The sequence below is a fragment of the Tardiphaga sp. 862_B3_N4_1 genome (genome assembly GCF_051811085.1).
Taxonomy (GTDB): domain Bacteria; phylum Pseudomonadota; class Alphaproteobacteria; order Rhizobiales; family Xanthobacteraceae; genus Tardiphaga; species Tardiphaga robiniae.
This window is the reverse complement of sequence record NZ_JBPWQB010000001.1, coordinates 2,659,271-2,685,983: the sequence shown is the minus strand read 5'-3', so window position 1 is coordinate 2,685,983 and position 26,713 is coordinate 2,659,271. Positions and strand designations below refer to the sequence as shown.

Below are 26,713 nucleotides of genomic sequence, written 5' to 3'. Positions count from 1 at the left end.
GACAAGAGCCGAATTAAAGCTGACCTGAAGCCGATCGTTCAGATCACGAGTTGAGTGAGAAGTCGTCTATGCGCCCGATGCAACGCCTCGTTTCCGCCGCCGTCCTGATCGCGCTGTCCAGCGCGCTCTCGGGCTGCGGCAGCATGACCGGCTGGGACCCGTCCGACATGCTCGACTTCCTGGACACCAAGAAGAAGCTACCCGGTGACCGCAAGCCGGTGTTCCCCGACGGCGTCCCCGGTCTTGAGCAGGGCGTGCCGCGCGATCTCTACAAGGAGAATGTCGAGCGCCAGCGCGCGCAGGAGGCTGCGCCCGTCGCAGCCGCCCCACTGCAGCCGCCGCCGGGCACGCCAGAGCCGAAGGGCCGCAAGGCGAAGAGCCGTGGCTCCGTTCAGGTCGGCACCGTCCGTCAGGACGGCGCAGCGCCCGCCGATCCCGATGCCGCCGCCGCCGAGGAAGGCAGCACGGCTGCCGCACCGCCTCTGCCGCAAGGCAAGAAGGTCGCCCGCCGCCGCAGCACTACCGCGCCGCCGCCGGATGAGCCGGCAGCAGCCGCGCCGGCCCAGCAGGCCACCACACCATTCCCGGCACCAGTGCCGTCGGGTAGTTTCTCGCGCTGAGTTCGCGCGCCCTCTCATTGACAGGCTGTCCGTAAAGGGCGCACGGATCACCTATGTCCTTCACGATTGCCATTATCGGCCGGCCCAATGTCGGCAAGTCCACGCTGTTCAACCGTCTGGTCGGGCAGAAGCTCGCGCTTGTCGATGACACCCCCGGCGTCACCCGCGACCGCCGCGAGGGCGAGGGCAAGCTTGGCGATCTCGAATTCACGCTGGTCGACACCGCCGGTCTCGATGAAGGCCCGAAGGGCTCACTGACCGCGCGCATGCAGGAACAGACCGAGACGGCGATCGCGCTGGCAGACGCGCTGTTCTTCGTCATCGATGCGCGCATGGGCCTAACGCCGAACGACCGCGCCTTCGCGGATTTCGCGCGCCGCGCCAACAAGCCGGTGCTGCTGCTCGCCAACAAGAGCGAGGGCAAGCACGGCGAAGTCGGCGCGATGGAATCCTATGCGCTGGGCCTCGGCGATCCGATCCAGGTCTCCGCCGAACACGGCGAAGGCCTTGGCGAACTCTACGATGCGCTGCGCGTGCTGATGCCGGAGCCGGTCGAAGAGCCTGAAGAATTCGACGATGACGACGTCATCATTCCCGAAGAAGAGATCGAGACGCGGCCGATCCGCGTCGCCATCGTCGGGCGCCCCAATGCCGGCAAATCGACCACCATCAACTATCTGCTTGGTGAAGAGCGCCTCCTGACCTCGCCGGAAGCCGGCACCACGCGCGACAGCATTTCGGTCGAGCTCAACTACAAGGGCCGCGACTTCCGCATCTTCGATACCGCGGGTCTACGCCGCCGTTCGCGCATCGAGGAGAAGCTGGAGAAGCTCTCCGTTGCCGATACGCTGCGCGCGGTGCGCTTCGCCGAAGTCGTCGTGCTGATGATGGACTCGCAGAATAAATTCGAGGAACAGGATCTGCGCATCGCCGATCTGGTCGAGCGTGAGGGACGCGCGCTGGTGCTTGCGGTCAACAAATGGGATCTGGTCGAGAAGCAGGGCGGCCAGATTGGCGCGCTGCGCACCGATGCCGATCACTTGTTGCCGCAGATCAGGGGGGTGCCGGTCGTTGCGATCTCCGGCCTGATGGGCGAGGGCGTGGAACGGCTGATGAAGGCGATACAGGATTCCTACGCGGTCTGGAATCGCCGCATTCCCACCGCCGGCCTCAATCGCTGGTTCGAGGATGCGATCGACAAGAATCCGCCGCCGTCGGTATCGGGTCGCCGGCTGAAACTAAACTACGTCACCCAGAACAAGGCACGGCCGCCAAGCTTCGTGGTGTTCTGCTCGCGCGCCGATGCGGTGCCGACGAGCTATCTGCGCTATCTCACCAATACGCTGCGCGAGGCGTTCGACCTGCCGGGCACGCCAATCCGCATCACGCTGCGTGAAAAGGCTAATCCCTTCGCGCATAAGCGCAAGCGGCCGAACTGATCAGCCAGCAAGAAAAAACGCCGGATCGCGGTGCACGCGATCCGGCGTTTCTATTTTGTGTGCTATCGCTCGCCGCTGAGTCCGAACGGATTGGCGTGCCTCTGCGCAGGCGGACGCTGTGATTTGCGCCACGGCAGGATCATCGACACCCGATCGCGGTAGCGGCGATAGTCGTCGCCGAACAGCTCGACCAGATCGCGTTCTTCCAGAAAGATCCCGACGAAGATGTAGGCGGTGGTGACGGCCGCAAACAACAGATGTCCGACCGTCATGAGCGGCGTCGCCCAGAAGGCGATGATGAAGCCGAGATAGATCGGATGACGCACGAACTTGTAGTAGAGCGGCGTGCGAAACACCGGCGCAGATGGCTTCTGGTCAGACAGATTCTGCACCACCTGCTGCACGCCGAACAACTCGAAATGGTTGATCAGGAACGTGCTGGTGAAGACGAGGACCCATCCGAACAGGGAAAGCCCTGTCATCGCCATGGCCAGTTGCGGATTATCGATCTGCCAGACGATCGCCGGCATCGGGCGCCACTGCCAGAACAGCAGCAGAAGGCTCAAACTGGCGAACAGCACATAGGTGCTGCGCTCGACCGACGCCGGGACATATTGCGTCCACCACTGCTTGAACGACTTCCGCGCCATGACGCTGTGCTGGATTGCAAACAGCGACATCAGAGCGAGATTGACGAGCACAGCTTCCAGCCACGGAACCTGCGTTCCGGCGTTGATGTCTTTTGGTACCATCATTCCGTCGACGAAACCGATGGCGTAAAGGATCGTGATGAAGAAGATCGCGTAGGACGCGAGCCCGTAGATGAGTGCAATGAAGCGGGTCATGGAACTATCCTTTGCTGGTTGTCTTGTCGATTTGAACCAAGCGTAAGCGTTTCCTTAGCCGGCCCGTCCGGGAGGACCGGCGCGCGCTTCGGGTTGCCTGCTGCGCGGCTGGCTGGGGAGGAGAGATGCCTCGGCCACGCGCTCGCCCGACGGCATGATCGGCGATAGATGAATGAGATTCGGCCGCAACTGACAGCGCGCGGGCTGATCACGGCGGATTTGTGCCGCATGGTGATCGGGCAGGATGCCAGAGCAAGCACTCAGGGCGCCGACGGCGACGAGCACGCCAGCTGTAAGTATCCGAATGCGGAAGCTCACCATTTGTCGGATCGCGCGCATGATGGTTTCCCGGTGCAGCGTATCGATCTGCGCGCGGTGGCCGTCGAAAGCGATCGATTCATCTGCGAGATGTTGAGTCGGGTCCGGTTGGGGCAGCGACACTTGACCCGACTCAAGAGCGGTATCTACGTCTTGCATATCGCGCTGCGCGTGCTTGCTACTGAAGAAGCGGTGCGGGTCGGTTCGGAGCGGACTCTCGAGGAACTCGGCCACCGCGGCGCGTGATATTCCTGCCTTGGATAGCGATCTGTCGTCGATGCTGATTAGCCGCGCAATGGCGCGCCGCATCAACAGTGCTGCAATCAAGCGGAAGCTACGATCGGCGGCTTTGGACAGCCGTTTCTTGATCATCATCGTCTCCATCGGATACAATGCGCCACATGCCGCGCATGGTTGGGGCTGCGGACGATGATCGGAGGTTCAGGACCTCACATGATCGAGACACCGCCATCATTTGCAGCGACGCCGGATATTGATCGCGGCGGGGATTTGCTCGCAGATATGCTGCGGTCGATCCGGCTCAGCGGATCGGTATTTCTGAACGCCAGCCTGACCGAGCCCTTCGGCCTCATTAGTCCGAAACATTTCGACGAACGCACTCCGATGGCGCATTTGCGCCATGTCAGCATTTTTCATTTGATCGCGGCGGGCGAATGCACCGTCGAACTCGCCAGTGGCGAGCGAGGCACCATTGCTGCGGGCGACGTTCTGCTGATGCCGTTCGCCGACACGCACAGGTTCTACAGCGGCGGCGGCGCGGAGTTATGTTCCGCGATGGAACTGGTGCGGGCCGGTCCACTATCCGGCATGTGGACGATCGAGCATGGCGGCGGAGGGCGGGAGACCCGCATGGTCTGCGGCTTCATCGAATCGTCGGAGTTGCTGCATTCTCCGGTCTTTCGGACCCTGCCGCCGATGCTGATCGATCGCGCCGGCGACGACAAGGTGAGCGCGATTCTCGCCACGACGGTGCGCGAAATTCTCTCACTGACCGAAGATGCGACGCCCGGCAGTGAGATCATGCTCGGCCGGCTGATGGAGCTGCTGTTCGTCGAGGTGCTGCGTCGCTATGCTGCGGGATTGCCGCCAAGTGCACATGGCTGGTTCGCGGCGCTGAATGATCCCGTGCTCGGACGCGCCATGTGGCATGTCCACGGAAATCCCGGTCATCGCTGGACGGTCGACGATCTGGCCCGCGAATGCGGCACGTCGCGAACGGTGCTCGCCGAGCGCTTCAACGAGGTGTTGGGCCAGGCTCCGATCGAATATGTGACCAGCTGGCGGATGCAGTTGGCAGCGGAGCGCATGCGAACGGGTGGCGACAGTCTTGCTGTCATCGCCAGCGACGTCGGCTACGATTCCGAGGCGGCCTTCAATCGCGCGTTCAAGCGCGTGACCGGCATAGCGCCGGGGCGCTGGCGTGACGGCGCGAAGTCGGCGAAGCCGTATCCCAGCCCCATGCGCAGGGGCTGAACTCGACTTGAACCAGCTACTCCTCACGAAATGATCGTGCGATCTGGTCGCCGATGGGCTTGACCAGAAAAGACAGGACTGTGCGCTCGCCGGTCTGAATGAAGGCTTCCGCAGGCATTCCGGGAACGAGGGCGAGTTTGCCGAGGCGCGCCAGTTGCTGCGGCGGGATGGTGATCCGCACGATGTAATGGGAAAGCCCGGACTTCTGATCCAGCGTCAGGTCGGCGGCGATGCGGCTGACGCTGCCGTTCAGTTCGGGAGTGGTACGCTGGTTGAAGGCCGACATGCGCAGCACGGCAGGCTGGCCGAGCCGTATCTGGTCGATATCCTGCGGGTTGATTTGTACTTCGAGCGCCAGCCTGTCGCTGTCGGGCACGATCAGCATGACGGTATCGGCTGGCGAAATGACGCCGCCAACGGTGTGCACCGCGAGCTCATGGACCAGTCCGCCTTGCGGCGCGACAATATCGATCCGCTTGAGCTGATCTTCTGCAGTCACCTTCCGTTCGACATATTCCGCCGTCTGGCCCTCGATGTCGCGCAGGCTGCTGGCGACTTCGCTGCGGAGGTCCTGGTCGACCTGAATCATCTGCAACTGTGTTTCGGAAATCTTGCCGCCGGATTGCGCCTGGGCTTCGACGAGCCGGCCGCGTTCGCCGTCGAGGTTTGCCGCTTCGCGCTCCAGCGCCATCATGCGCTGAATGGGCACGAGGCCCTTCTCCCAGAGTTCGCGCACGCCTGTCAGTTCGCGTTGGATCAGACCGATGCCGCGAATTTTCGCTTCCTCCTGAGCCACCAGGCCGCGCACTTCCTTGCCGTATTGAAGGGCGCGTTCGCGAAGCTGCGCTTTTTGGCCGAGGCGGGCGTCGCGGCGCAGTTCGAACAGTCTGCTTTCGCCTGCCATGAGCTGTGCGATCTCCGGATCGGCGGCGCGTGATCTGATTTCGTCGGGGAAGGCGATGACGCCGACCTCGTCGCGCTCGGCGCGGAGCCGGGCCCGTCGGACCGCGAATTCGTCGAGCCGTTTGGTAACGATGGCGAGATTGGCGCGCGTCTGCGTCGCGTCGAGGCGCATTACAATGTCGCCTGCAGTCACGCGCTGTCCTTCGCGGACCAGAATTTCGCCGACCACGCCGCCGGTCGGGTGCTGGACCTTCTTGACGTTGGTATCCACGACGAAGTGTCCTGCGGCGACGACCGCACCGGCCAGATTGGTTGCCGCTGCCCATCCGCCGATGCCGCCCACCAGCACAACACCCGCCAGCGTGGCGATGCCGAGGTGGCGCAGGATCGAGTGGGAGACCGCCGAGACATTGCTATCGGACATCGCGATCTTCCATATCGTCGTGAGGATGTGTGCTCATTCCCGACTTGTCGGCGGGATTGGCGATCACCCGTAGCGGCGCCGGAGACCGCGCGGTGGCCGCATGGCCCGTCATCGTGCCGCTGCCGTGTGCTGCGGCGGCGGGAGCCTTCAGCGCTTTGCTGAGGACGTCTGCACGCGGACCGAATGCCTTGGCACGACCCCCTTCCATCACCAGGACGAGGTCAACGGCGCCGATTGCGCTCGGACGATGAGCGATGACAATGGCAATGCCCTTGCGCTCGCGGATAGCGGCGATGGCGCGGATGACCGCCGCTTCGCCCTCGACGTCGAGATTGGCATTGGGCTCGTCGAGCACGACCAGGAACGGATCGCCATACAGCGCGCGTGCCAGCCCGACGCGCTGGCGCTGGCCGGCGGACAGGGCGGAGCCGGCTTCGCCGATCCGCGTCTGGTAGCCATGTTCCAGCCGCAGGATGAGATCGTGCACGCCGGCAGCCTTGGCGGCAGCGACGATGGCCTCAGAGTCCGGGTCATCTTCGAAGCGGGAGATATTCTCGGCAATGGTGCCATCGAACAGTTCGACGCCCTGCGGCAGATAACCGATATCGCGACCGAGCATCTCGCGGTCCCACTGGTCGAAGCTGGCGCCGTCGATGCGTACCTTGCCGCTGGCGGGTCGCCAGGCCCCGACCAGTGCGCGTGCCAGTGTGGACTTGCCGCTGCCACTATGGCCGATGATGCCAAGAGCACTTCCGGCGGAGACGGTAAAGCTCAGCCCCGTGACGCTCGGCCGTTTCTCTCCGGGCGGCGCGATGGTCATCGCTTCGACGCGCAGATCGATATGCGCGCGTGGCAGCGCCATCGTCTTTGGGGCTTCCGGCATGCGGGTCAGCAATTCGTCGAGCCGTGCCCAACTCTGCCGCGCCATCAGGAACGGCTTCCATGTCGAGATGGCCAGATCCACGGGAGCAAGCGCGCGGCCCATCATGATCGAACTCGCCACCATCACACCGGCGCTGGCTTCCTGCCTGATCACGAGATAGGCGCCGACACCGAGCATGGTCGACTGCAGCAGCGCACGCAGCGCGCGGGCGACGCCACCGAGGCCTCCCGCCACATCGCCAGCCCGGCGATTGGCCGCCAGATAATCCGAATTGGTACGATGCCAGCGCGCGGCCATCCGGCCGCCGAGGCCCATCGCGCGCACCACTTCGGCATTGCGACGGCTGGCCTCCATGAGCGCGTTGCGAAACATGCCGTGTTGCACGGTCTCGCGGGCGGGTCCCCTGGAGCGGGCATTGGTGAGAAGGGTGAGGGATACGAGGATGACGGCGCCCACGAGGGCCGTGATGCCGATCCAGAAGTGAAACACGAAGCAGATGGCGAGGTAGAATGGCATCCACGGCAGGTCGAAAAAGGCGGTCGGGCCGGGGCCGGACAGGAAGCCGCGCACATTGTCGAGATCGCGTAACGGCTGCAGGCCATCGCCCGGCAAAGGCATCTCAAGCGGCAGGCCGACAACGGCATCATGCACACGGCCGGACAACTGATGATCGAAGCGCTCGCCGATGCGCAGCAGAATGCGCGATCGAATGATGTCGAAAAGGGACTGAAAAGCGTAGAGCGTGGCCGCCAGCACACCTAGGCCGATCAACGTCGAAACGCTGCGGCTGGCCAGCACACGGTCATAGACCTGCAGCATGAACAGCGGCGCGGTCAGCGCGAGCACGTTCACGATGCCGCTGATCACGGCGATCCCCGCGATGGCGGGCTTGAGTGGCGAGATGGCCGCCGCAGCCAATGGCTGCGACGGACTTCGCTGCGAAGCTTTCACCACGACAGCTCTGCTCAGACGGTGAAGTGGCCGTCCAGGATCAGACCAAGCATGTCTGTCCCGACATAGCCATCGAGCTGGATCGAGTTGGCGCCGTCGGTGATGGTGAGCACGTTGCTATTGTCCCACCAGTTGCTGTGGTTGAAGAACAGGTCGACATAGTTCGAGATGTTGGTCACGCCCTGCAGGTCGAGGACGTCGAAATCGCCTGCGGCCGCGTGAAAATCCAGCACGACGTCATTGGCCCACCCGTCGGCGAAAACGAGCGTATCGTTGCCAAGACCGCCAGTGAAGCTGTCATTGCCACCGAAGCTCAGCATGACATCGTCGCCGGCCGTGCCGGTCTGGATGGTGCCCTGTTCGGCAAAGTAGCCGTAAAGGCCGTTCAGGCTGCCGTTCTGCGAGAGGTCGGTGATTGCGGCGTCGAAGGCCGGCGTCAGCGTTGCGCCGCTGAATCCGATCGACAGACCGGGATCCTGGACCCACAGATCGGTCGGCGCGACATAGGCCAGATTGCTGCCGAGTGTCAGGTTGGTGACCGTGCCGTCGATGACGCCCGGCGTATAGGAGAAGTCATCACCGCTCACGATGACCGACGACTTGTCGTTATCGACGCCGCCGCCGATGCGTGTGCCGGCATACCATTGGTCGGTGGTGTTCTTCACGGCGTTAAAATTTCCGGTGCCGCGATATTCGAAATTGTCGATCCAGTTGTCCAGATAAGCGGGCAGGTTGCTGCTTGCTTCGCTATAGGTGATAGTCAGTGCCATTGTCGTTCCTCAGAATTTGGGTTGTCGGGACGTCGTGATTCAGCGGCGTGTCGTGATCACTGCAGGCGATCCCGATTGGAGGGGCTGACGCGACATCAGCGTCGCGTCAGCAGGTCGCGTGGCCGCCCGTTCGCAGCGAAGCCTGTTAGACGAAGGCGATATCGCTCCAGTCCAGCGTGCCCGATCCAGTGAAGTTCACTGTGATGGTGCTGGTCAGCCCGTTCGTCGCGTCGGCATAGGTGATGACATTGCCGGACAGGCTGCCGCCGGCGCTCTGGAATGCCGTGGCATTGGCCCAACCGAAGCCGGAGAGCTGGATCTGGTCGGCTCCGTCGAAGAAGTCCGTGATGACGTCGTCGCCCCAGCCCTGTGCTGCTGTACCTGCGGCAGTATCGTAGTAATTCGCGTTCCAGAGGAACGTATCGACCAGCACAGCTCCATTGCCGGTCAGAACGTCGTCGCCGGCGAAACTGACAAGGACGTCATCGTTTGTCGTGCCGGTCTGGTTCGTGCCCTGTTCGGCGAAGTAGTCGGTCAGACCCGCGAATGACTGACCGAAGAACGTCCCACCATCGACCAGCCCGCCATGCGATAGCGAATAGATCGCCTGATTGAAGGTGGTGGTGACGGGCATGTAGCCACTGCTATTGGTGATGATCAGTTCCTGATCTTGCACCCACAGATCCGTGGCCGGTACATATTCAAGATTATGGCCGAGCGTCAGCGATTCCACGTCGCCGTTGAATGTACCGGGCGAATAGCTGTAGTCATGGATGTTCATGATGACGGAAGGTAGATTATTGTCGGTTCCTTCGGTATCGACACCGGCCGACCACTGATCCTGGCCGGTGAACGAGGTGGAGAACCAGCCGTTTCCATTGTAGGTGAAGTTGGCGTCGTACGACGCCAGATATGTTGCGAGGTCGCTGCTTGCTGCCGTCAGCTGAAGATTGAGTGCCATTCTCGAAGCCCTTCTCTGCTTGCTTTGCCCGCTTGTGGCGGGCCACCATCCACGCCAATGGGGCGGGGAATTCCTAGAACTTGTAGTTCAACGACACCGTCGCGGTACGGCCCGGCGCGGCGTAGAAATTGGCGCCGACCGCCGGCGCATAAGCGAGATCGGTGACGTTGTTCACCGCAAAGCGCAGCTTGGTCGCCTCGTCGAAGGCATAGGATCCGTAGATGTCGTAGACGCGGTAGCCCGGCATTTCGTAGCCACTGCGCAGCGAGCCCAGGGCAGGGACGGTCTTCGAGACGTCGACGATGCGCGTGCCCAGCGTCAGCTTCTCGTCGAACAGACGGATGCCGGCATCGAGTGTCACGCGCAGTTTCGGCTGCTCGAAGATGACAGGGGCGCCGAGGCCGCTGTTGATCGGCATGTCCCGCCCTGTCGGGCTGGTGAAACTGTCGGCGAAATCCGTGTCGATGCGCGTGACGGTGCCACCAATATAGAGGAAGCGCGCGTCGTAATTGGCCTCGACCTCGACGCCCTTCATTCGGGTGACGCCGTTGAGATTGACGTACGAGGTGTATTGTTGGGCGTTGTTCGCATTCTCGATTCGACCGAAGCTGATATAGTCGGTGATCTCACGATAGAAGCCGACGGCCTTGAAGCGGACGGTGTCGCGCTCGGTCAGGATGCCGTTGGCCAGAACATTGAATCCGGCCTCGTAGGTGTCGCCGCGTTCCGGACGCAGGAACGGGTTCGGAGCGTAGCCATTGATCTCATTTGCATCGTGGCCGCCGTTCAGGAATGATTCCATGATCGTTGGCGGCCGATAGCTCTTGGAATATTTTACGAAGGGCTGCAGCCAATCGACTGGTTGAAACGCGACCGTGAAATTCGGGAGCCAGGCCCCGCCCGATTTATCGACATCGAGATTGTACGGCCTATAAACGGTGCCAACGATGGGCACATATGTCGGTGGGACGGCTGCGCCGCAGCCGCGCGCATTGCAGATGGCCGGTCTTCCGGGATTGGTCATCCGTTGCCCGACGATCTCCTGGCTTTCGCCGTAGATCGTCGCGTTGCCCGCGACATGATACCAGTCGTAACGCACGCCGCCGATCAGGGTCACCCATTCCGCCGGCTTGAGTGTCGCGGTGCCGAAACCGCTGGCGACGTCGCGGTTTCCGCTCGGCGTGCCGCCGGTCAGCGTGCTCGAATAGTCGACACCGTTGCCGGCGACAAAACCGCGCTGCAGCGTCGTCTTGCCGGTGTCGCTGAACGCTTCCACGCCGTAATTGAGTGCCAGTGCACCGATGCCTGTCGCGAAACGGCTGGTGTTCTCGACGCTTCCGCCTAGTGTTGAGAACACGAAATTCGATGGCCCGGTCAGTGCAAACGCGCCATCGGAAACCGTGTCGTTCTTGAGGTGGTTGTAATAGAGCTTGGCTTTCAGATCGACGATGTCATTGCCCGGATTCCAGTCGACCGCGGACGTGAACGTGTCGTTGGCGACTTGCTCGCTGGACTTCAGGATTCCGCCGCGTGCGATCGTGTCATCGTAGTTTCCGGTATTGTACCGGGAGTCGTTATGCAGCCAGCCGATCGTGATCTTCACGTCCTCGGTCGTTAGCGCCTCGGCCTTGAGGATCGTCGAGAATACCTCCTGGCCGGAGAACAGGAAGACATTGCCGTCATAGGCCTTCATGCCATCGCCGATGGTACCGTTCTGGCCGATATCGTAGGCGCCGATGTTCTTGTAGCTGACGCCGCCGAGCACCGAGAAGCGTTCCGACACGCGGACGGCTGCTGCCGTCGAGCCATCGAAATTATAGGCGTTGGTACCCGTGGTGGCATTCACCACGCCGCCATACTGATTGCCGGGCTTGATCAAATCGTCGGCGATGAAGGTGCGAAAATTGACCAGGCCGCCAAGCGCACCGGCGCTGCCGACGCCCGACGTCGTACTTTTCTCCACGTCGATCTGGCGCAGGAAGGCCGTATCGACATAGGTCCGCTGCGTCGCACCGTGGCCGCCGCGCTGGAAATTCTGCCGCGCTCCGTCGATCATGGTGGCAATGCGGTCCTGGTCCTGCAGGCCGCGGATATTGACGCTGATGCCAGGGTTCTGCGCCGCCGAGCGGTTGGCATAGACGCCCGCGACATTGTCGAGCAGATCGCGTGCGTTGCGTGTCGGGCTGCTCTCGATCGCTTCGCGTGAGATCACGCTGACGGCTGCGGGTCGCTGGTAGACCCAGTCCGGCGTTCCCTGATAGCCGGAGCCCGTCGTATTATCGCTCCTGGCCGCATCGACGACGATCGTATCGAGCTGGACGCCGTCGCCGGAAGGGACGGGGCCCGCGCGGCTCTGCGACGGATCGATCAGCAGCGCGGCTTTCGGGCCGGTGATGCGATACGTAATTCCCGTGCCGGCCAGCAGTTGTCCCAGCGCTTGCGCTACCGTGTAATTGCCGTTCAACGGTTGGCTGCGCATGTCTGGCGCGAGCTGGATCGTGTAGAGGATGCGCCATCCGCTGCTGGCGCCGAGATCGGCAATTGCTGCTGCGAGAGGTTTGGCGGAAATGTTGAGCGGGTAGGTCGTAGGGGTGGTCGCTGTTGCTTCGACATTGTTTTGGCCAAAGGCCGGTACTGTCGTGATCAACGGCAATATGCCGATCAGCCCGCCCGCCACATGGCGAGCGACGCCCCGTCTACCCACGAACCGCATTACGCACGAACTCCGTTGTCTCATTGTTTGCTGTGCGCCGCCCCAGCGCCGCGAAGAGCTTCTGCTCTTCATCCAGTTCAACGAGTCACGAAATCAAACCCACATCAGGTCTATGGGTGTTGCGGTTTAGAATTCCGGTAAACAGCGGAGGAGTTCAGTAGATAACGGTCACCCAGGGGGTGAGATGGGCGACGTTGCCCTCGATCATGCCGGCAATGGCTGTGAGGCTTTCATCGACATTCGCAGTCGGAAACGTGCCGGAGACGAGCAGATCGCTGAAGCGGCCGCGGATGACAATGCGGCTTGATGTCTGGCGCTGCAGGGCTTCGACGACCCGATGCAGCGGGACGCGGTCGAAGACCAGGCGGCCGGATATCCATGCGAGCCTGGCGTCAATGTCTCCGGTTTCGACGGTGCCGAGCTTTCCGCCGGACACGCGCACATGCTGGTTTGCCGATAGCTTGACGGTCGCATCGCGATCCTCGCCGGCGACCGACACCAGTCCGCGCTGAACTGTCACCTCGACACCATCAGCCGTCCGGTCGATATTGAAGGCAGTCCCGAGCACGCGGATTTCGCCTGCGCCGCTGTCGACCGTGAAGGCCGTCTGGTCTGGCTTTACATCGAAAAAGGCCTGGCCACGGCGCAGAACGACCCGGCGTCGACCATCCTTGAAGTCCAGGTCCAGGGCAGTGTCGGCACCGATGTTCAGGCGGGAGCCGTCCGGCAGGTCGCGGGCCATCACCTGACCACGCGCAGTGACAATATCTGCCTGCCAGTTCTCAAGCATCGATGGATTGATGACCCAGATGACGCAGGCTGCAGCGATCGCTGCGGGCAATGCCGGCCACCATCTCATCTGGCGCCGGGCAGCGATGTTGCCGAGACGATGGTCGCGTGCAGCCAGCCGAATGGCAGGCTCCTCAAGCTGCTGCCAGATCGCCGCTGCTTCGCGATAGGCAAGTTGATGACGATGATCCTCATTGAGCCATTGCCGAAAGGACGCTTCGTCGGCCTCGGTTGTCGTCCCGTCGCGTCGGATGAGCCAGAGATCAGCGGCGGCGCACTGTGCTTTCGTTGGCCGGTCGCCAGGTTTCATCAGCAATTCCTTCGATCGATCGAAAAGGCGATGCGGGAATGCTCCTGCCGTTAGAAGCGTTCCAGCTACTCCTACCTTTACAACGAGCGACGAGAAAGAACCCACATCCATTTTAGCGGAAATCTTTGCTGGCGAGGTTGAGATGATCGTCCACGGCGGCGCGGCAGTGTTGCATGGCGCGTAGCAGATGTTTTTCGACGGCACTCACGGAAATGCCGAACCGCTGTCCGATCTCGGCATTGGATTCGCCATTGACACGTCGGCGAATGAAGATCTCGCGGGTTCGGGCGGGAAGCTGCGCGAGCGCGTGATCCAGCGCGGCAACGGCCTCGCGCGCCTGCAGTGCTGCGTCTTCCGATGGCTGCCCGGGACTGAGCTGTTCAGGCAATACATCGGCGAGCATATGATGCCGCCGCGATGCCGTCAGGTTATGATCGATCGCGGCGTTCCGCGCAGCAGCATAGAGAACGCGCTTGTTGTCTTCGTCCGAGCCATTGGTGCCGGCGGCAAGTACGCGAGCGAAGACGTCCTGGACGATCTCCGAAGCCACTTCACGATCACGGACCCGGCGACGCACGAGCGTTTCGAGATGAGCGCGATGTGACGTAAAGAGCCTCGCGATCGTGCTCTTCCAGAGGGTCATGATGTCACGCGTTCGAACAAGACGGGCTTCGATGCGTTGCGGCGATCATTGAGAACGGGGCAATAGCTGACCCATACAAACGATATGTTGTCTGTATGACGAGATCGTCGACCATGTCACCGACGGCGCCAATGTCGCTATCGGAAATCTCGCTCATCACCGGTTCCTGTGGTCAGGATGCTCCTGATCTTCCGGCAGAGATAGACGGTACCACCGTCCAGCTCAAGTTATTGATGAGGACATGATATAGAACGGTTCGAAACTCACGGATGCCTCGCCATGCGAAGTGCCGGCACGGGATATTCCGACACTCAGGCCACAGCCACGATCACGTGCGCCTGAATTTTAGCAGCAACCTCGCCGTTGCCATGTCTGCGCGCAATTTCAGATGCTGCGTAGTCAGTTGCAGCTTCCAGTTTTCCCGCGTCTCTGGCTTCGATTTCGGTGCGAAGAACAGTTCCCTGACAATAAGCAACGGCCGGAAGTCGCGGCGAGGATGCACGGCTTTGTTCGGCTCTCGTCTCGATCATCACATGGGAGAAACCTGCGTCCTCCAGCTCGCGACGGATCAGTGCCGTATCGTGGTAGCCGTGCGGCGTGCGCGCCAGAAAGCGCGGCGGATCGTCCGGGAAAATCTTTGCGAGAGCATTTGTCACATCGTCAGCAAATACATTGTCCTCGATGCGATCCCATACATTGAATAAAAGATGTCCTCCGGGCTTCAGAACTCGCTTCGCTTCGCGGTAGGCAGATGGGCGATTAGGAAAGAACATCGCACCGAACTGACAACACACGAGATCGAAGGCCGCATTTTCAAACGGGAGCGCCAGAGCATCCGCTTGTCGCCATGTGATGCGATTGTCCGGTGCTTGTCGCGACGCGCCGTAGTCGAGCATCGGCTGGTTGAGGTCGGTGACAATATAGCTTGCGCGTGGGGATAATTTTGGCGTCAACGCGCGGGTGACAACCCCGGTGCCCGCGGCAATTTCCAGAACGGCGCCTGGCGCGAAAGACGCTGCGCGTTGTGCGAGATCTGCGGCGTAGGGCTCGAAAATCAACGGCACCATATAGCGATCGTAGTTTTCCGGAATCGAGCCAGCGAACAACTTGTCGGTTTCCAGCATTGCTATCACCCGTCGTCCGTTTGATGGCGCGCGAGACTAGCATGTATTGTCGGCGTCGTCCCGAAGGGCGAGAGCCGAGCCAGGGCCATTGCGTCTGGCCGAACGTCAGTGATTCAAATTCTCCAACCGGGAGCTCGAACGATGCGGCTGTCCAGATGATGGACAGCTCTATTGTCCGTGTGCATCAGGATGGGGCGTGTATCATCAGGACCAGAAACAGTCGGTCTGATTGTCGCGATGACTACTTCAGCGCATCCGAGACCAGCCTGAATTTCTGGATGCGCTTTCCGGTGTCGACTTCGGCCGTGTAGACGTTGCCCTTGGCATCGACAGCCATGGCGTGAATCCAGTGGAACTGGCCGGCCTGGCGGCCATTTCGGCCGAAGGTGCCGACGACCTTGCCGTCGTCGCGATTGATGACGCGGATCTCGTTGTTCTCGCCATCCGCCGTCAGCAGCCAGCTCTGCTTAGGATCGGGCCACACCGCGAGATCCCACACCGCGCCGTTGCCGAGGGTGGCCTTCTCGTAGAACCACTCCTTCACGAAGCTGCCGTCCTTCTTGAACACCTGCACGCGGTTGTTGATGCGGTCGCAGACATAGACGAGGCCGTCATTGGCGAGCTTCACGCAATGCACGGGATTGCCGAACTGCTGCGACACCGGCGCATTGGGGTCGTAGGCCGCCTGCTTGTCGTCATTCGGCTTGTTGCCATAGGCACCCCAGTGCCGCTTGTAGGCGCCGGTGGTGGCGTCGAACACGATGACGCGGCGATTGCCGTAGCCGTCGGCGACATAGATCTCGTTGGCATCCTTGTCGATGGCGGTCTCGGCGGGCTTGCCGAGCTGGGTGGTGTCGTTGCTGCCCTTGCTCGGCGCGATCTTGCCGATCTGCATCACGAACTTGCCGTCGGTGGTGAATTTCAGGATCGCATTGTCGTTGTCGAGATTGCCACCCACCCAGACGAAGCCTTTCTCGTCGACTTCGATGCCATGCTCGCGGCCGACCCATTCATAGCCTTCGCCAGGACCGCCCCATGAGCGCAACAGATTGCCGGCGGCATCGAACTCCAGCACCGGCGGCGCTGAGACGCAGCACTTCGAACGCGGCGGATTGAGTGCCGCGCCTTTCTCGTCATCGGTGAGCGAGCGCGGGCGGTGGATCACCCAGATGTGGCCGTCCTTGTCGGTCGTGATGCCGCCGACCTGGCCGAGGATCCAGTTGTTCGGCAGCGGCTTCGGCCAGGACGCGTCGACCTCGAAGCGGGGGATATCGGCGGCGCGGGAGGAGGGAGGTGCGAGGGACAGCGCGGCGAAAGCGAGGGCTGCTGTTGCAAGTGCACGCAGTGACCGCGCGCGATGAGTTGGCGACGCCATGACGACCTCCCTGATTGTCGGTGCGGGTTGTCCCGCTTGGGAGGGAGTGAAGTACCGTCGTGATGCAGGGTCAATCTTGCGGCGCGGTGCGTAGGGCGGATTAGCCGTAGGCGTAATCCGCCGCCCACATGATGAGTCGGCGGGTTACGCTTCGCTAACTCGCCCTACGGTGCTTACGCCGGCGGATGAAAGCCCATCACCTTGCCGGTCTTGTAATCAACGAACTTGCCCGTCTCCGTCCATGACGGCAGGCAGAGCGGCACGATGGTCTCGGCAACTTGCGCCGGCGTGTCGAGCGTCTCGGGATCCTCGCCGGGCATCACAATGGCGCGCATATGCGTGCGCACGGGACCGGGATTGAACAGGTTGACGCGGATATTGGTTGTGGCGGTCTCATTGGCCCAGACGCGCACCAGCGTTTCCAGCGCAGCCTTGGAGACGGCATAGGGGCCGCGATAGGCGGAAGCCTTGCTGGCGGTGCCGGATGTGAGGAACACCGCGCGCCCGGCATCGGACTGCTGCAGCAGCGGCTCCATGCAACGGATGAGCTGGAAGTTCGCGGTGAGGTTCGCGGCCATGGTGTCGTTCCAGGCCTTCAGCTCGATATGGCCGAGCGGCGACGAGGGGCCTGCGACGCCAGCATTGCCGACCAGAATGTCGAGCTTGCCGTGGCGCTCATGCAGAGCGGCGCCGAGCCGCGACAGGCCGTCGAGATCGGTGATGTTCAGCGGCACCAGCGTGGCGCTGCCGCCCTCGGCACGGATCGCGTCGTCGAGTTCTTCGAGGCCGCCCTGGGTGCGCGCCACGGCGACGATGTGCGCGCCGGCCTTGGCCAGCGCCAGCGCAGTGGCATAGCCGATGCCGCGCGAGGCGCCGGTGACGAGGGCGATGCGGGAGGCGAGGGGAAGGGTCATGGCGCGGCTCATAAATCTCAGGCGTCATCCCCGCGAAGGCGGGGATCCATACACGGGAGGGTTATGATGCGGAAAGGTGGTTGTGTCTAATCCAGAGCCAAACAAATTAGATCGTGGCTATGGATCCCCGCTTTCGCGGGGATGACACCCGATAAGACTGCGATCAGCTCGCTTCCGCCAGCAGCGAGAGCTGTCGCGGGGCATCGATCTCGCTCATGTCGGTGAGCGGGGTCGGATAGTCGCCGGTGAAGCAGTGGTCGGCGAATTTCGGATGGGCGGGATCGCGGCCGGGTTCGCCCATGGCGCGGTAGATGCCATCGACCGAGACGAAGGCCAGCGAGTCCGCGCCGATCAGGTCGCGCATTTCTTCCAGCGTATGCGTGGCGGCCAACAGGCCGGCGCGGTCCGGCGTGTCGATGCCGTAATAGTCCGGATGGGTGATCGGCGGAGAGGCGATGCGGAAGTGGACTTCCCTGGCGCCGGCGTCGCGCATCATCTTGACGATCTTCTTCGACGTGGTGCCGCGCACCAGACTGTCGTCGATCAGCACAATGCGCTTGCCTTCGATGGCGGCGCGGTTGGCCGAATGTTTCATGCGCACGCCGAGTTCGCGCACGCTCTGGGTCGGCTGGATGAAGGTGCGGCCGACATAGTGATTGCGGATGATGCCGAGTTCGAACGGCACGCCCGAAGCGCGGGAGTAGCCGATCGCGGCAGGCACGCCGGAGTCCGGCACCGGCACGATCACGTCGGCTTCCACATGGGTCTCGCGGGCGAGCTGTTCGCCCATCGCCTTGCGGGTGTCGTAAACCGAACGTCCGCCGACGATCGAGTCCGGACGTGCGAAATAGATATATTCGAAGATGCAGGGGCGCGGCGCTTGCGGCGCGAACGGCTTGTGGCTCTGCGCGCCGTTCTCGTCGAACACGATGACTTCGCCAGGCTCGATGTCGCGAATGTACTTGGCGCCGATGATGTCGAGCGCGCAAGTTTCCGAGGCGAGGATCGGCGAGCCGTCAAGTTCACCCAGCACCAGCGGACGGATGCCGAGCGGATCGCGGGCGCCGACCAGCTTCTTGTTGGTCAGCGACACCAGCGCATAGGCGCCTTCGATGGCGCGGAGTGCTTCAATATAGCGGTCGATGAAACGGTTGCGCTTGGAATGCGCGACGAGGTGCAGAATGACCTCGGTGTCGGTGGTCGACTGCATCATCGCGCCGTTCTTCACGAGCTCGCGGCGCAGGGTCAGACCGTTGGTGAGGTTGCCGTTATGGGCCACTGCAAAACCGCCGGCATTGAGTTCGGCGAACAGCGGCTGGACGTTGCGGAGAATGGTTTCGCCCGTGGTGGAGTAGCGGGTGTGGCCGACGGCGGCGGTGCCGGGCAGGCGCTCGATCACTTCGCGGCGGGAGAAGGTGTCGCCGACGAGGCCGAGGCGACGTTCGGAATGGAAGCGCTTGCCGTCGAAGGCGACGATGCCGGCCGCTTCCTGTCCCCGATGCTGGAGGGCGTGGAGACCGAGCGCGGTGATCGCCGCCGCATCGGGATGGCCGTAGATACCAAATACACCGCATTTTTCGCGGAGCATGTCGCCGTCGAGATCGGGATTTCGCATGGTGGTGCTCGCGTCGTCGGAAGGGCTCTGCATCGGATCCATCGCGCCTTTCAGGTGTCGCGAGAAACTAAGAACGCCTAGCGTCCCGCCGGTTTGCCATCGATCAGCTTTTTCAGGCTGTCGCGGGCAGGTTTGGAATAGCCATCCGCGGCGCCGGGCGCTGCGGGCTCGGCGTCGGTCGTATCCTCATCGGGTTTGTTTTTCTTGAACCTCTTCAAGATGGTGTTTTCAGGGTCATCCGGCAAGAGTGCCATCAGCCAATCGCCGGTTCCCTGCAGAACGACGCGCGATTTGGCACCCGTGACCCAGTCCGGACGCTGCTTGTCCGGGACCAGCCATGAGAAGAACAGGAAGGCGACGACCACGATCAGGAGGCCGCGGGCGAGGCCGAACAGGAAGCCGAGCGTGCGGTCCAGCGCGCCGATGCGCGAATCCAGGATCATGTCGGAGATGCGGACGGTGATGATCGAGACCACGATCAGCGTGCCGATAAACACGCCGGCCACCACCACGATGCTGGCGACGGTATCGTTGTTGAAATAAGTTTTAGCGGTCGGGAGCAGCTTCTGGAAAGCAAACAGGGTGACCAGCGCCGCCGCGCCCCAGGCCGCGATCGACAGGATCTCGCGCATGAAGCCGCGGACCATGGCCAGCAGGCCGGAGATCAGCATGACGCCGAGCAGGACAAGGTCGAGAATCGTGATCGGCATCGGCTGGTCAGGTCCGCTCGTGAATCAGAAACCGCGAATCGGCACAGGCGGCCGCTTCAGGTGACGGTGATATGGCACGTCTCGCAAGGCCGGAAAACCGCTATCGGCCGCAAGAGCACACCTGATCACACCATTGTTCCGCTTTCGGCAGAGTGCCTTAACGGAGCGTTTTGCACATCTGCGCAGTCTGTTGCGCGCGCATTCTATAGCGGCCGCAGCAGCGCAGGTCACGTCGCTGTCAGCCGTCCTGGCGTTTGAATCGCGCCGGTACGGTATTTTTCTCGGCATCTGTGCTTTTGCTGTTGTCGCGCGTGGGTTTGACGCCGCGCGCAGCGATATCGGCGACCAGCGAGGTCAGGCCGCCGATGGTATTCAGCGACAGTCCGGCGTCGCCGCCGGGGTCGCCGCGCGCCGATTCCGGCAGCACTGCGCGGCCGAAGCCGAGTTTTGCCGCCTCTTTCAGCCGCGCCGAGGTCTGCGCCACCGGGCGCACGGCGCCGGACAGCGAGATTTCGCCGAAATAGACCGCGTCGGTGGGTAGCGGGGCATTGCAGAGCGACGACACAAGTGCTGCGGCCGCGGCCATGTCGGCGGCGGGCTCGTTGATGCGCAATCCGCCGGCGACGTTGAAATAGACGTCGTAGCCCGACAGCTTGACCCCGCAATGGGCCTCCAGCACGGCCAGCACCATGGACAGCCGGGATGAATCCCAGCCTACCACGGCGCGGCGGGGGGTGCCCAGTGTGGTCGGCGCAACCAGAGCCTGCAGTTCCACCAGCACCGGGCGGGTGCCCTCCATGCCGGCAAAAACGGCGGTGCCCGGCGAGCCGAGATCGCGATCGGACAGGAACAGCTCCGACGGGTTGGAGACCTCACGCAGGCCTAGGCCTGTCATCTCGAACACGCCGATCTCGTCGGTCGGGCCGAAGCGGTTCTTCACCGCGCGCAGGATGCGGAACTGCTGCGAGCCTTCGCCCTCGAAGGACATCACGGCATCGACCATATGCTCGACCACACGGGGCCCGGCGATCTGGCCGTCCTTGGTGACATGGCCGACCAGGATGATGGTGGCGCCGGATTTCTTGGCAAAGCGAATGAGCGCCTGCGCCGAGGCGCGGACCTGGGTTACGGTGCCCGGCGCGGATTCCACCGTGTCGGTCCACATGGTCTGGATCGAGTCGATCACGATCAGCCGCGGCACCGTGCCTTCGGACAGCGTGGCGATGATATCTTCGACCGAGGTCTCGGACGCGAGCTGCACCGAGGCGTCTGCAAGGCCCAACCGCGACGCGCGCAGCCGCACCTGTGCCACGGCTTCTTCGCCGGAGATGTAAACCACGCGATGGCCGGCCCGCGCCATCAGGCTGGTGGCCTGCGTCAGCAAGGTCGATTTACCGATGCCGGGATCGCCGCCGATCAAGAGCACCGAGCCGCGCACGAAACCGCCGCCGGTGACGCGGTCGAGTTCGCCCATCCCCGAGGCAATGCGCGGCGCATCGTTGCTCTGGCCGGTCAGGCTTTCGAGATTGAAGGTTCGCCCCTTGCGCTTGGAACGCGCGCTGACCGGAATCGTGGTGACGCCGGTGGTGTCCTCCTCGGCCAGCGAATTCCACTCGCCGCAGGCGTCGCACTTGCCCTGCCACTTGTTATAGGCGGCACCGCAATTCTGGCAGACGAAGGAGAGGAGGTTTTTGGCCATTGGCGGAGGGAATCGCGGCTATGGGTGTTTTTGGTTTGTTCTCTTGGTCTACGCGGTTGAACGGGGCATTTGCAAGTTTCTTCTCGAAGGGTTCGCCAGCCTTGCCGGGTGGGACGCATCGACCGGCACATGGGCAAGGTCTATTTGGTTGCCAAAATTCCGACGCGCGAGAACTGGTCGGCAATGTTGGCCTGGATCGCCTTTGCCGCGGCGATGCCGGAGGTGCAGCCTCTGCAGTGGTCCTGTTCAACTTGGCGATTGCTTACGCTCGGTAGACGCGCCGCGAGCAGAATCCAGATGCAAGCAGTGGTGAGCAATCGAGGCTGCTCGACCAACCAGCTGAGCCGCAGTCCAGCGCTTCGCGAGTCCAATTTGTTCCGCGCAGGAGCTCGCGTGGAACTGCCATGCGACGAATCCTTCATTAACCTCCGCCCGATAGCCTCACCGCAGTGACGTCAGCGTGAGGTGTGCCGTGCGTATTTTGATAATCGTGCTGGGTGCAGCGACGCTGGCGACGCCGGTACTTGCCTCTGACTACCGTGATGCGCGCTATCGCGCCGGCACCGCGCGCTATCCCATCACGATGGATACCGGCATTCGCGCGCCGCCGCCGCTTTACTATGTGGAAGCGCCGCCGCGTTATGTGCGGGATCTGAGAACGGGCGAACCGGGCCAATGGGTGGTTCGCCAACCGAGTGTGTTCGAGCAACTCTTCGGGCTGCCCCGCGACGGTTATTAGGTTGGCTGCTGAGGCCGATTGATCTCACGTCGGGCTCTGCGGTGAATCCAGGCGCAGTGCAGCTGTGTCTGCCTTGGCATCCTCATATGTTGCCGTCATCAAATCTTAAGCACGTTCATCAAGGTAAATATCAGGACCGCGTTGACCGGTGGTGGTGCTTGGCTGAGTGTCGCGCATCAGAGCGATACGAACTCATTTCAAACAAGCTCGCCACGGGGTCTCATCATGACAAAATTGATTGCTGCTGCGATGTTCGCCACTGTCGCCGGAATGGCGATGCCCGGTGTTGCCTCGGCGGGTTGCTATAACTGCTATACACCGCCGCCGTGCCAGACCTGCTATCAGCAGCAGGTGGTGCCGCCGCAGTATCGCACGGTCGAAGAGACGGTGATGGTCGCTCCCGGTCGCACCGTCGCGCGCCGCACGCCAGCGCAGTACGAGACGGTGATGGTGCCGAAGACCGTGATGGTCGCGCCTGCGCGCGTCGATTACGAGCGCATTCCGGCGCAATACGCCACGCAGCAGCGTGTCCAGATGGTCGCTCCGGCGCAGGTCTATTACGCACCGGTGCAGCAGGGCTGCTCGACCTGCAATCGCGGCTTCAGCTTCGGCTCAAGCTACGGTTACTAAGCCGCGGATAGCTCAGATTTTCAGGACTGCGATCGGCCGCCTCAGGGGGGCCGATTTGCGTTTGGGGGAGGCCACCGGTGGCGGCGGCGGTCATCGCCCTGCGGTGATGACCTCTCCGCACAACTCGCCGTCAGCAGCACCATTTCCAAATGAAACTGCCGCATCGAGGTCGAATTCGGAGAGCGGGACGGGCCGACCGAACAGAAAGCCCTGGACGAGGTCCACGCCTGCAGCCTGCAGATATTCAAATTGCTCTTCGGTCTCGACACCCTCCGCCGTCGTTGCGATGCCAAGACCATGGGCCAGCGCAAGCACCGAGGACACTACCGCTGCGCAATCGCGGCGATCGGGAGCGCCTTGTGCGAAGGATTTGTCGATCTTGATCCTGTCGAACGGGAAATTGGTCAAATAACTCGCCGTTGAATAACCAGTGCCAAAATCATCGAGCGCTATGGAGATGCCGAGATTCTTCAGCTGCCGTATCGTCCCCAGATGCGCCGTCGCGTTCTCAAGAAGAGCCGTCTCCGTAATTTCCAACTCCAGCCGTTCAGGCGAAAGACCCGTCTCCATCAGAGTATCCAGCATGACGTCGAGCAGCTTTCCCTTGCTGACTTGAACCGCAGAGATGTTGACCATGATCTTGAGGTGAGCCGGCCACGACGCTGCATCCGTGCAAGCCTGGTGCAGGATCCACTCGCCAAGAGGAAGGATCAGCCCCGTCGCTTCCGCGAGCGGAATAAATTGATCGGGAGCGACGAGTCCTTTCGACGGATGCCGCCAGCGGACCAGCGCCTCGGCGCCGCGGATCTGCCGTGTCTTGGCGTCAACCACCGGCTGATAGTGCACCTCGAATTCATTTCGCGCGATCGCGTCCCGCAGTTCGTTTGCCAATATCTTCTGCGAGTGGGCAGCCTCGATCATTTCGGACTGGAACAGGCGAAAATCGTTTCGCCCGCCGGTCTTGGCGTCGTAGAGTGCGAGATCTGCCTTTCTCAACAGGTCCTCGGGATCGACGCCCTGTTCCGGAGCGAGGGCAATTCCAATGCTGATCCCGATGCTGGCCTGGTGGCCGTTGAGATCAAATGGCTGAGCAATGGCATCGATGATCCTGAGGGCAAGCACGATTGCACCCTCCTGCGGATTGGGTCCTCCGTCCTGGATGATCGCAAATTCGTCACCCCCAAGGCGGGCCAGCACATCGGTTTCGCGAGTCGATGATTTCAGCCGTTGAGCGAACTCAACAAGCAAACGATCCCCTGCAGGATGTCCCAGCGTGTCGTTGACGGTCTTGAATCTATCGAGGTCGAGCATGACCACGGCAAAGCCATCGTCATGGCGGCTAAGGCGCTGGCTCGCCTCCTCAAGTTTCTCGGTAAACAGTGTTCGGTTGGCAAGTCCCGTGAGCGCATCGTGACGCGCCAGGTGAACGATCTCGGCCTCTGCGCGCCGCCGTTCGGTGATGTCTTCGTGCGTTGCAACCCAACCGCCGTCCTTCATCGGCTGTCGGGTGACGAGCATCAATCGCCCATCCGCAAATTCATCGACCCTGGCCGAGCTTGAATCTGTCGAATGCTGGCCCAATTCAGCTATTTTTTTCCTGATGGCTGGTTCGCTCGTCCCGCCCTTGAGAATGCCACGAGAGACGCGATCGGCGATGATAGCCTCATGAGGCGTCCCGACTTTCAACAAAGCCGCAGGCAACTGGTATAGTTCCGCATAACGATCATTCCAGACAACGAGCCGTTTCGCTCCGTCGAACATGCAGAGACCCTGCGACATGTTGCTCAGCGCAATGTCGAAGCGTTCGTTGGTCTGCTCCAGCTCCACGGCTTTCGTGGCCAGCAACTGCTCCCTGTGTTTTTGCGCCGTGACATCTTCATGAGTCGCCAGCCACCCTTCGGTCGGCATCAGATGGCGCGTCATCGAAATGAGGCGCCCGTCGACAAGCTCCTGGACCTCTTTCTCCAGTTTCAGTTTGGCGTCGACAAGGACATCCGCAGCCATTTCGCAATTTGTTCTCTTCGCCCGGCGATATTCAATGATTTGCCGCAGCGTAGTCCCTGGCTTCACCTGTTCCTCGCTGAGGTGATAGATTTCCGCATAGCGCGCATTTGAAAGAATGATCCTCTGCTCACCATCAAACAGTGAAAGACCCTGCGACATGTTGTTCATCGCGGCGTCGAAGCGCATGTTGATCCGTTCGAGTTCAGCAGCTTTATCAGTCAACAAGCGCTGTGCGCGTTTCTGCTCGGTGATGTCTTCATGGGTTGCGACCCATCCGCCATCCGCAATCGACCTGCGTTGAATTAAAATCACGCGACCGTCGGCAGTCATAAAAATCTGTCTTTGCTTCGTCGGAATCTCCTGAACATCCCCCTCGATGGACAAATCGTGCTTTCCGCGATCTTTGAGGGCCTGCAGCATGAGAGACAAAGGTGTTCCGGGCCTGACGAGTTCTTCCGGGAAACCGTACATCTCGCGGAAGCGGCCATTCGAAACCACCAGATTCTTGTTCGCGTCAAACAGGCAGAGCCCTAGCGACATGTTGCTCAAGGCAGCATCGAACTGCATGTTCGTTCGTTCCAGAATCCTAGTTTTCACGGCAAGACTATTCGTCTGGCGCAAAATCCTAAACGTGCCGAACAAGATGACGGCAACGATCATGGCGACGAGCGGGCCCACCATGTAAAGGTGCTGGCGCCATGGTCCCAGCACCTCACTGCGGGCGTATGTGATGACCAAGACCAGCGGCAGTCCGGGCACAGCCTTGTACCCCGCGAGGCGCGCGATGCCGTCGATAACGCCTATCGTCTCGTAGGTGCCCGCTTCCGATTTTGGCAGATATTCGGAGACGAGCGGGCTATCCGCGAAAGATTTTCCGATGGCTCCTTTTCTCGCGGGCTCTCGCGCAAGAACCCGCCCCGTGCCCGCGCGATGCAGCAACAGCACGGATCCGCCCTTGCCGACATCGATCGCGCGATAGACCTGCGTGAAATGTGTCGGGTCGAGCGGCGCAGTTACGACCCCTGCGAAGCTGCCGTCGGCGTTGCTTAACCGGCGCGACGCCGCCGTCAACCATTTGTCGGTGACAGCCGAGGGATAGGGGGGCGCAATAAACAGCCGGCCATCGGCCTGATCGCGTTGAGCGGTGAAGTGCAACATGTCGGAGATATTGCTTCGCGGCGGCGTGCGATCGTAGGAATGCGCCAGAAGGTTACCGGCTGCATCTGTCCAGCCGACGGCAACGACGATCGATGAGGCCTTCTTGAGAAGACGCAAGGCGGTATTTGCGGCTTCGGGCGTTGCATACTTTCCCGAAAGACTATCTTCGCGAATTCTCTCGGCTTCGAGCAGTGTTCGATCGATCCCCTCAAAGGTCAGCGCCGTGTGTTCGGCGAGAATCTCGGCGATGTTCAGTGCTGCCTTTCTTGCCTCAGAAAGCGCCGCATGATGGCGCGCCTGCAGATCCACCAAAAACACAACGATGATCGACGTCGCAAAGAAGACGCCGAGCACCACCAATGAAAATCCTGGCAGCCGGGCCAGTCTTCCATAGAACGCGCGCATGAAGCGTCCAGTAGTCGTTACAAATGAAACAAATGAAATTCCGGATTTCAGCGTGGATGACGAACCTTAATAATAGGTTGGAAATATTGGCTTTACTGTACGCGGCGAGGCAAAGGATTATGGTGCACTGCGCACGTCGGAATGCGGATTTGCGAGATACTAATACCTGTTGCTGGTTGATCGCATCTATGAAAATCAGTCGCATGTACTTCTAAGTAATAGATACAACTTTAAACAGCGCCAGCTTCCAACGGCCTGCTGTCCGGTTGAGTCTGCA

Annotated in this window: 21 protein-coding genes and 1 pseudogene; 6 read left to right on the top strand and 16 right to left on the bottom strand. The window is 61.7% G+C overall.

Translation table 11 applies throughout. The annotated features are described in order from the left end of the window. The first annotated feature begins 68 nt into the window (after positions 1-68). Together AB8B02_RS12670 and der are read left to right on the top strand one after the other, a co-directional pair. Positions 69-620, top strand: a complete 552-nt coding sequence (locus AB8B02_RS12670; protein ID WP_439064077.1) for a hypothetical protein — start codon at positions 69-71, stop codon at positions 618-620. A gap of 53 nt (positions 621-673) precedes the next feature. Continuing rightward, the gene (gene der, locus AB8B02_RS12665) at positions 674-2,059 is read left to right on the top strand and encodes a ribosome biogenesis GTPase Der (protein ID WP_439058645.1); all 1,386 of its coding nucleotides are present in this window, start codon (positions 674-676) and stop codon (positions 2,057-2,059) included. Positions 2,060-2,121: 62 nt separating this feature from the next. Here the strand turns inward: der and mddA are convergent, their stop codons facing one another. Both mddA and AB8B02_RS12655 read right to left on the bottom strand, forming a co-directional pair. Then, the gene (gene mddA, locus AB8B02_RS12660) at positions 2,122-2,904 is read right to left on the bottom strand and encodes a methanethiol S-methyltransferase (RefSeq protein WP_439064076.1); all 783 of its coding nucleotides are present in this window, start codon (positions 2,902-2,904) and stop codon (positions 2,122-2,124) included. A gap of 54 nt (positions 2,905-2,958) precedes the next feature. Then, positions 2,959-3,594 carry a hypothetical protein gene (locus AB8B02_RS12655; RefSeq protein WP_439064075.1) on the bottom strand — a complete coding sequence of 212 codons (636 nt, stop codon included), beginning with the start codon at positions 3,592-3,594 and terminating at the stop codon, positions 2,959-2,961. Between the two features lie 81 nt (positions 3,595-3,675). Between AB8B02_RS12655 and AB8B02_RS12650 the strand changes: the two genes are divergently transcribed. Further along, a complete protein-coding gene (locus AB8B02_RS12650; RefSeq protein WP_439058642.1) occupies positions 3,676-4,716 on the top strand; it encodes an AraC family transcriptional regulator in 1,041 nt (346 codons plus the stop codon). 16 nt (positions 4,717-4,732) lie between these two features. Here AB8B02_RS12650 and AB8B02_RS12645 read toward each other — a convergent pair whose 3' ends face one another. The 8 genes from AB8B02_RS12645 to AB8B02_RS12610 form a co-directional block, all read right to left on the bottom strand. After that, positions 4,733-6,043, bottom strand: coding sequence for an HlyD family type I secretion periplasmic adaptor subunit (locus AB8B02_RS12645; protein WP_439064074.1), 1,311 nt, complete (start codon positions 6,041-6,043; stop codon positions 4,733-4,735). Continuing rightward, the gene (locus AB8B02_RS12640; protein ID WP_439064640.1) at positions 6,033-7,877 is read right to left on the bottom strand and encodes a type I secretion system permease/ATPase; all 1,845 of its coding nucleotides are present in this window, start codon (positions 7,875-7,877) and stop codon (positions 6,033-6,035) included. Before AB8B02_RS12640 ends, AB8B02_RS12645 begins: the two co-directional genes overlap by 11 nt. A gap of 14 nt (positions 7,878-7,891) precedes the next feature. Beyond that, entirely contained in the window at positions 7,892-8,647 is a 756-nt protein-coding gene (locus tag AB8B02_RS12635; RefSeq protein WP_439064073.1) for a hypothetical protein, read from the bottom strand. 145 nt (positions 8,648-8,792) lie between these two features. Then, positions 8,793-9,608 carry a hypothetical protein gene (locus AB8B02_RS12630; protein ID WP_439064072.1) on the bottom strand — a complete coding sequence of 272 codons (816 nt, stop codon included), beginning with the start codon at positions 9,606-9,608 and terminating at the stop codon, positions 8,793-8,795. A 73-nt stretch (positions 9,609-9,681) separates the two neighbouring features. Beyond that, a complete protein-coding gene (locus tag AB8B02_RS12625; protein WP_439064071.1) occupies positions 9,682-12,321 on the bottom strand; it encodes a TonB-dependent hemoglobin/transferrin/lactoferrin family receptor in 2,640 nt (879 codons plus the stop codon). A 154-nt stretch (positions 12,322-12,475) separates the two neighbouring features. After that, the gene (locus AB8B02_RS12620; protein ID WP_184517463.1) at positions 12,476-13,420 is read right to left on the bottom strand and encodes a FecR family protein; all 945 of its coding nucleotides are present in this window, start codon (positions 13,418-13,420) and stop codon (positions 12,476-12,478) included. 112 nt (positions 13,421-13,532) lie between these two features. Continuing rightward, positions 13,533-14,063 (bottom strand): RNA polymerase sigma factor, encoded by a 531-nt coding sequence (locus tag AB8B02_RS12615; protein ID WP_439064070.1) that lies wholly within the window; start codon positions 14,061-14,063, stop codon positions 13,533-13,535. A 311-nt stretch (positions 14,064-14,374) separates the two neighbouring features. After that, complete coding sequence (locus AB8B02_RS12610) at positions 14,375-15,187, bottom strand: class I SAM-dependent methyltransferase (protein WP_439064069.1); 813 nt, start codon at positions 15,185-15,187, stop codon at positions 14,375-14,377. A 137-nt stretch (positions 15,188-15,324) separates the two neighbouring features. On the opposite strand from AB8B02_RS12610, the pseudogene AB8B02_RS12605 reads away from it, so the two are divergent. Next, positions 15,325-15,411, top strand: a pseudogene (locus tag AB8B02_RS12605) (IS5/IS1182 family transposase); the annotation flags it as partial. Positions 15,412-15,428: 17 nt separating this feature from the next. Here the strand turns inward: AB8B02_RS12605 and AB8B02_RS12600 are convergent. The 5 genes from AB8B02_RS12600 to radA form a co-directional block, all read right to left on the bottom strand. Next, complete coding sequence (locus tag AB8B02_RS12600) at positions 15,429-16,562, bottom strand: hypothetical protein (RefSeq protein ID WP_439064068.1); 1,134 nt, start codon at positions 16,560-16,562, stop codon at positions 15,429-15,431. 173 nt (positions 16,563-16,735) lie between these two features. After that, on the bottom strand, positions 16,736-17,476 hold the full coding sequence (locus AB8B02_RS12595) for an SDR family NAD(P)-dependent oxidoreductase (protein WP_439064067.1): 741 nt from the start codon (positions 17,474-17,476) through the stop codon (positions 16,736-16,738). Between the two features lie 163 nt (positions 17,477-17,639). Beyond that, on the bottom strand, positions 17,640-19,133 hold the full coding sequence (purF, locus tag AB8B02_RS12590) for an amidophosphoribosyltransferase (protein WP_081421779.1): 1,494 nt from the start codon (positions 19,131-19,133) through the stop codon (positions 17,640-17,642). Between the two features lie 35 nt (positions 19,134-19,168). Then, positions 19,169-19,801, bottom strand: a complete 633-nt coding sequence (locus AB8B02_RS12585) for a CvpA family protein (RefSeq protein ID WP_068731040.1) — start codon at positions 19,799-19,801, stop codon at positions 19,169-19,171. 238 nt (positions 19,802-20,039) lie between these two features. Next, positions 20,040-21,500: a DNA repair protein RadA gene (gene radA, locus AB8B02_RS12580; RefSeq protein WP_120292301.1), complete on the bottom strand. Its 1,461-nt coding sequence runs from the start codon at positions 21,498-21,500 to the stop codon at positions 20,040-20,042. 472 nt (positions 21,501-21,972) lie between these two features. On the opposite strand from radA, the gene AB8B02_RS12575 reads away from it, so the two are divergent. Next, a complete protein-coding gene (locus AB8B02_RS12575) occupies positions 21,973-22,239 on the top strand; it encodes a hypothetical protein (protein WP_139285819.1) in 267 nt (88 codons plus the stop codon). 276 nt (positions 22,240-22,515) lie between these two features. After that, positions 22,516-22,869, top strand: coding sequence for a hypothetical protein (locus AB8B02_RS12570; protein WP_089264635.1), 354 nt, complete (start codon positions 22,516-22,518; stop codon positions 22,867-22,869). Between the two features lie 90 nt (positions 22,870-22,959). Here the strand turns inward: AB8B02_RS12570 and AB8B02_RS12565 are convergent, their stop codons facing one another. Beyond that, on the bottom strand, positions 22,960-26,436 hold the full coding sequence (locus tag AB8B02_RS12565) for a bifunctional diguanylate cyclase/phosphodiesterase (RefSeq protein WP_439064066.1): 3,477 nt from the start codon (positions 26,434-26,436) through the stop codon (positions 22,960-22,962). Positions 26,437-26,713: the final 277 nt, after the last annotated feature.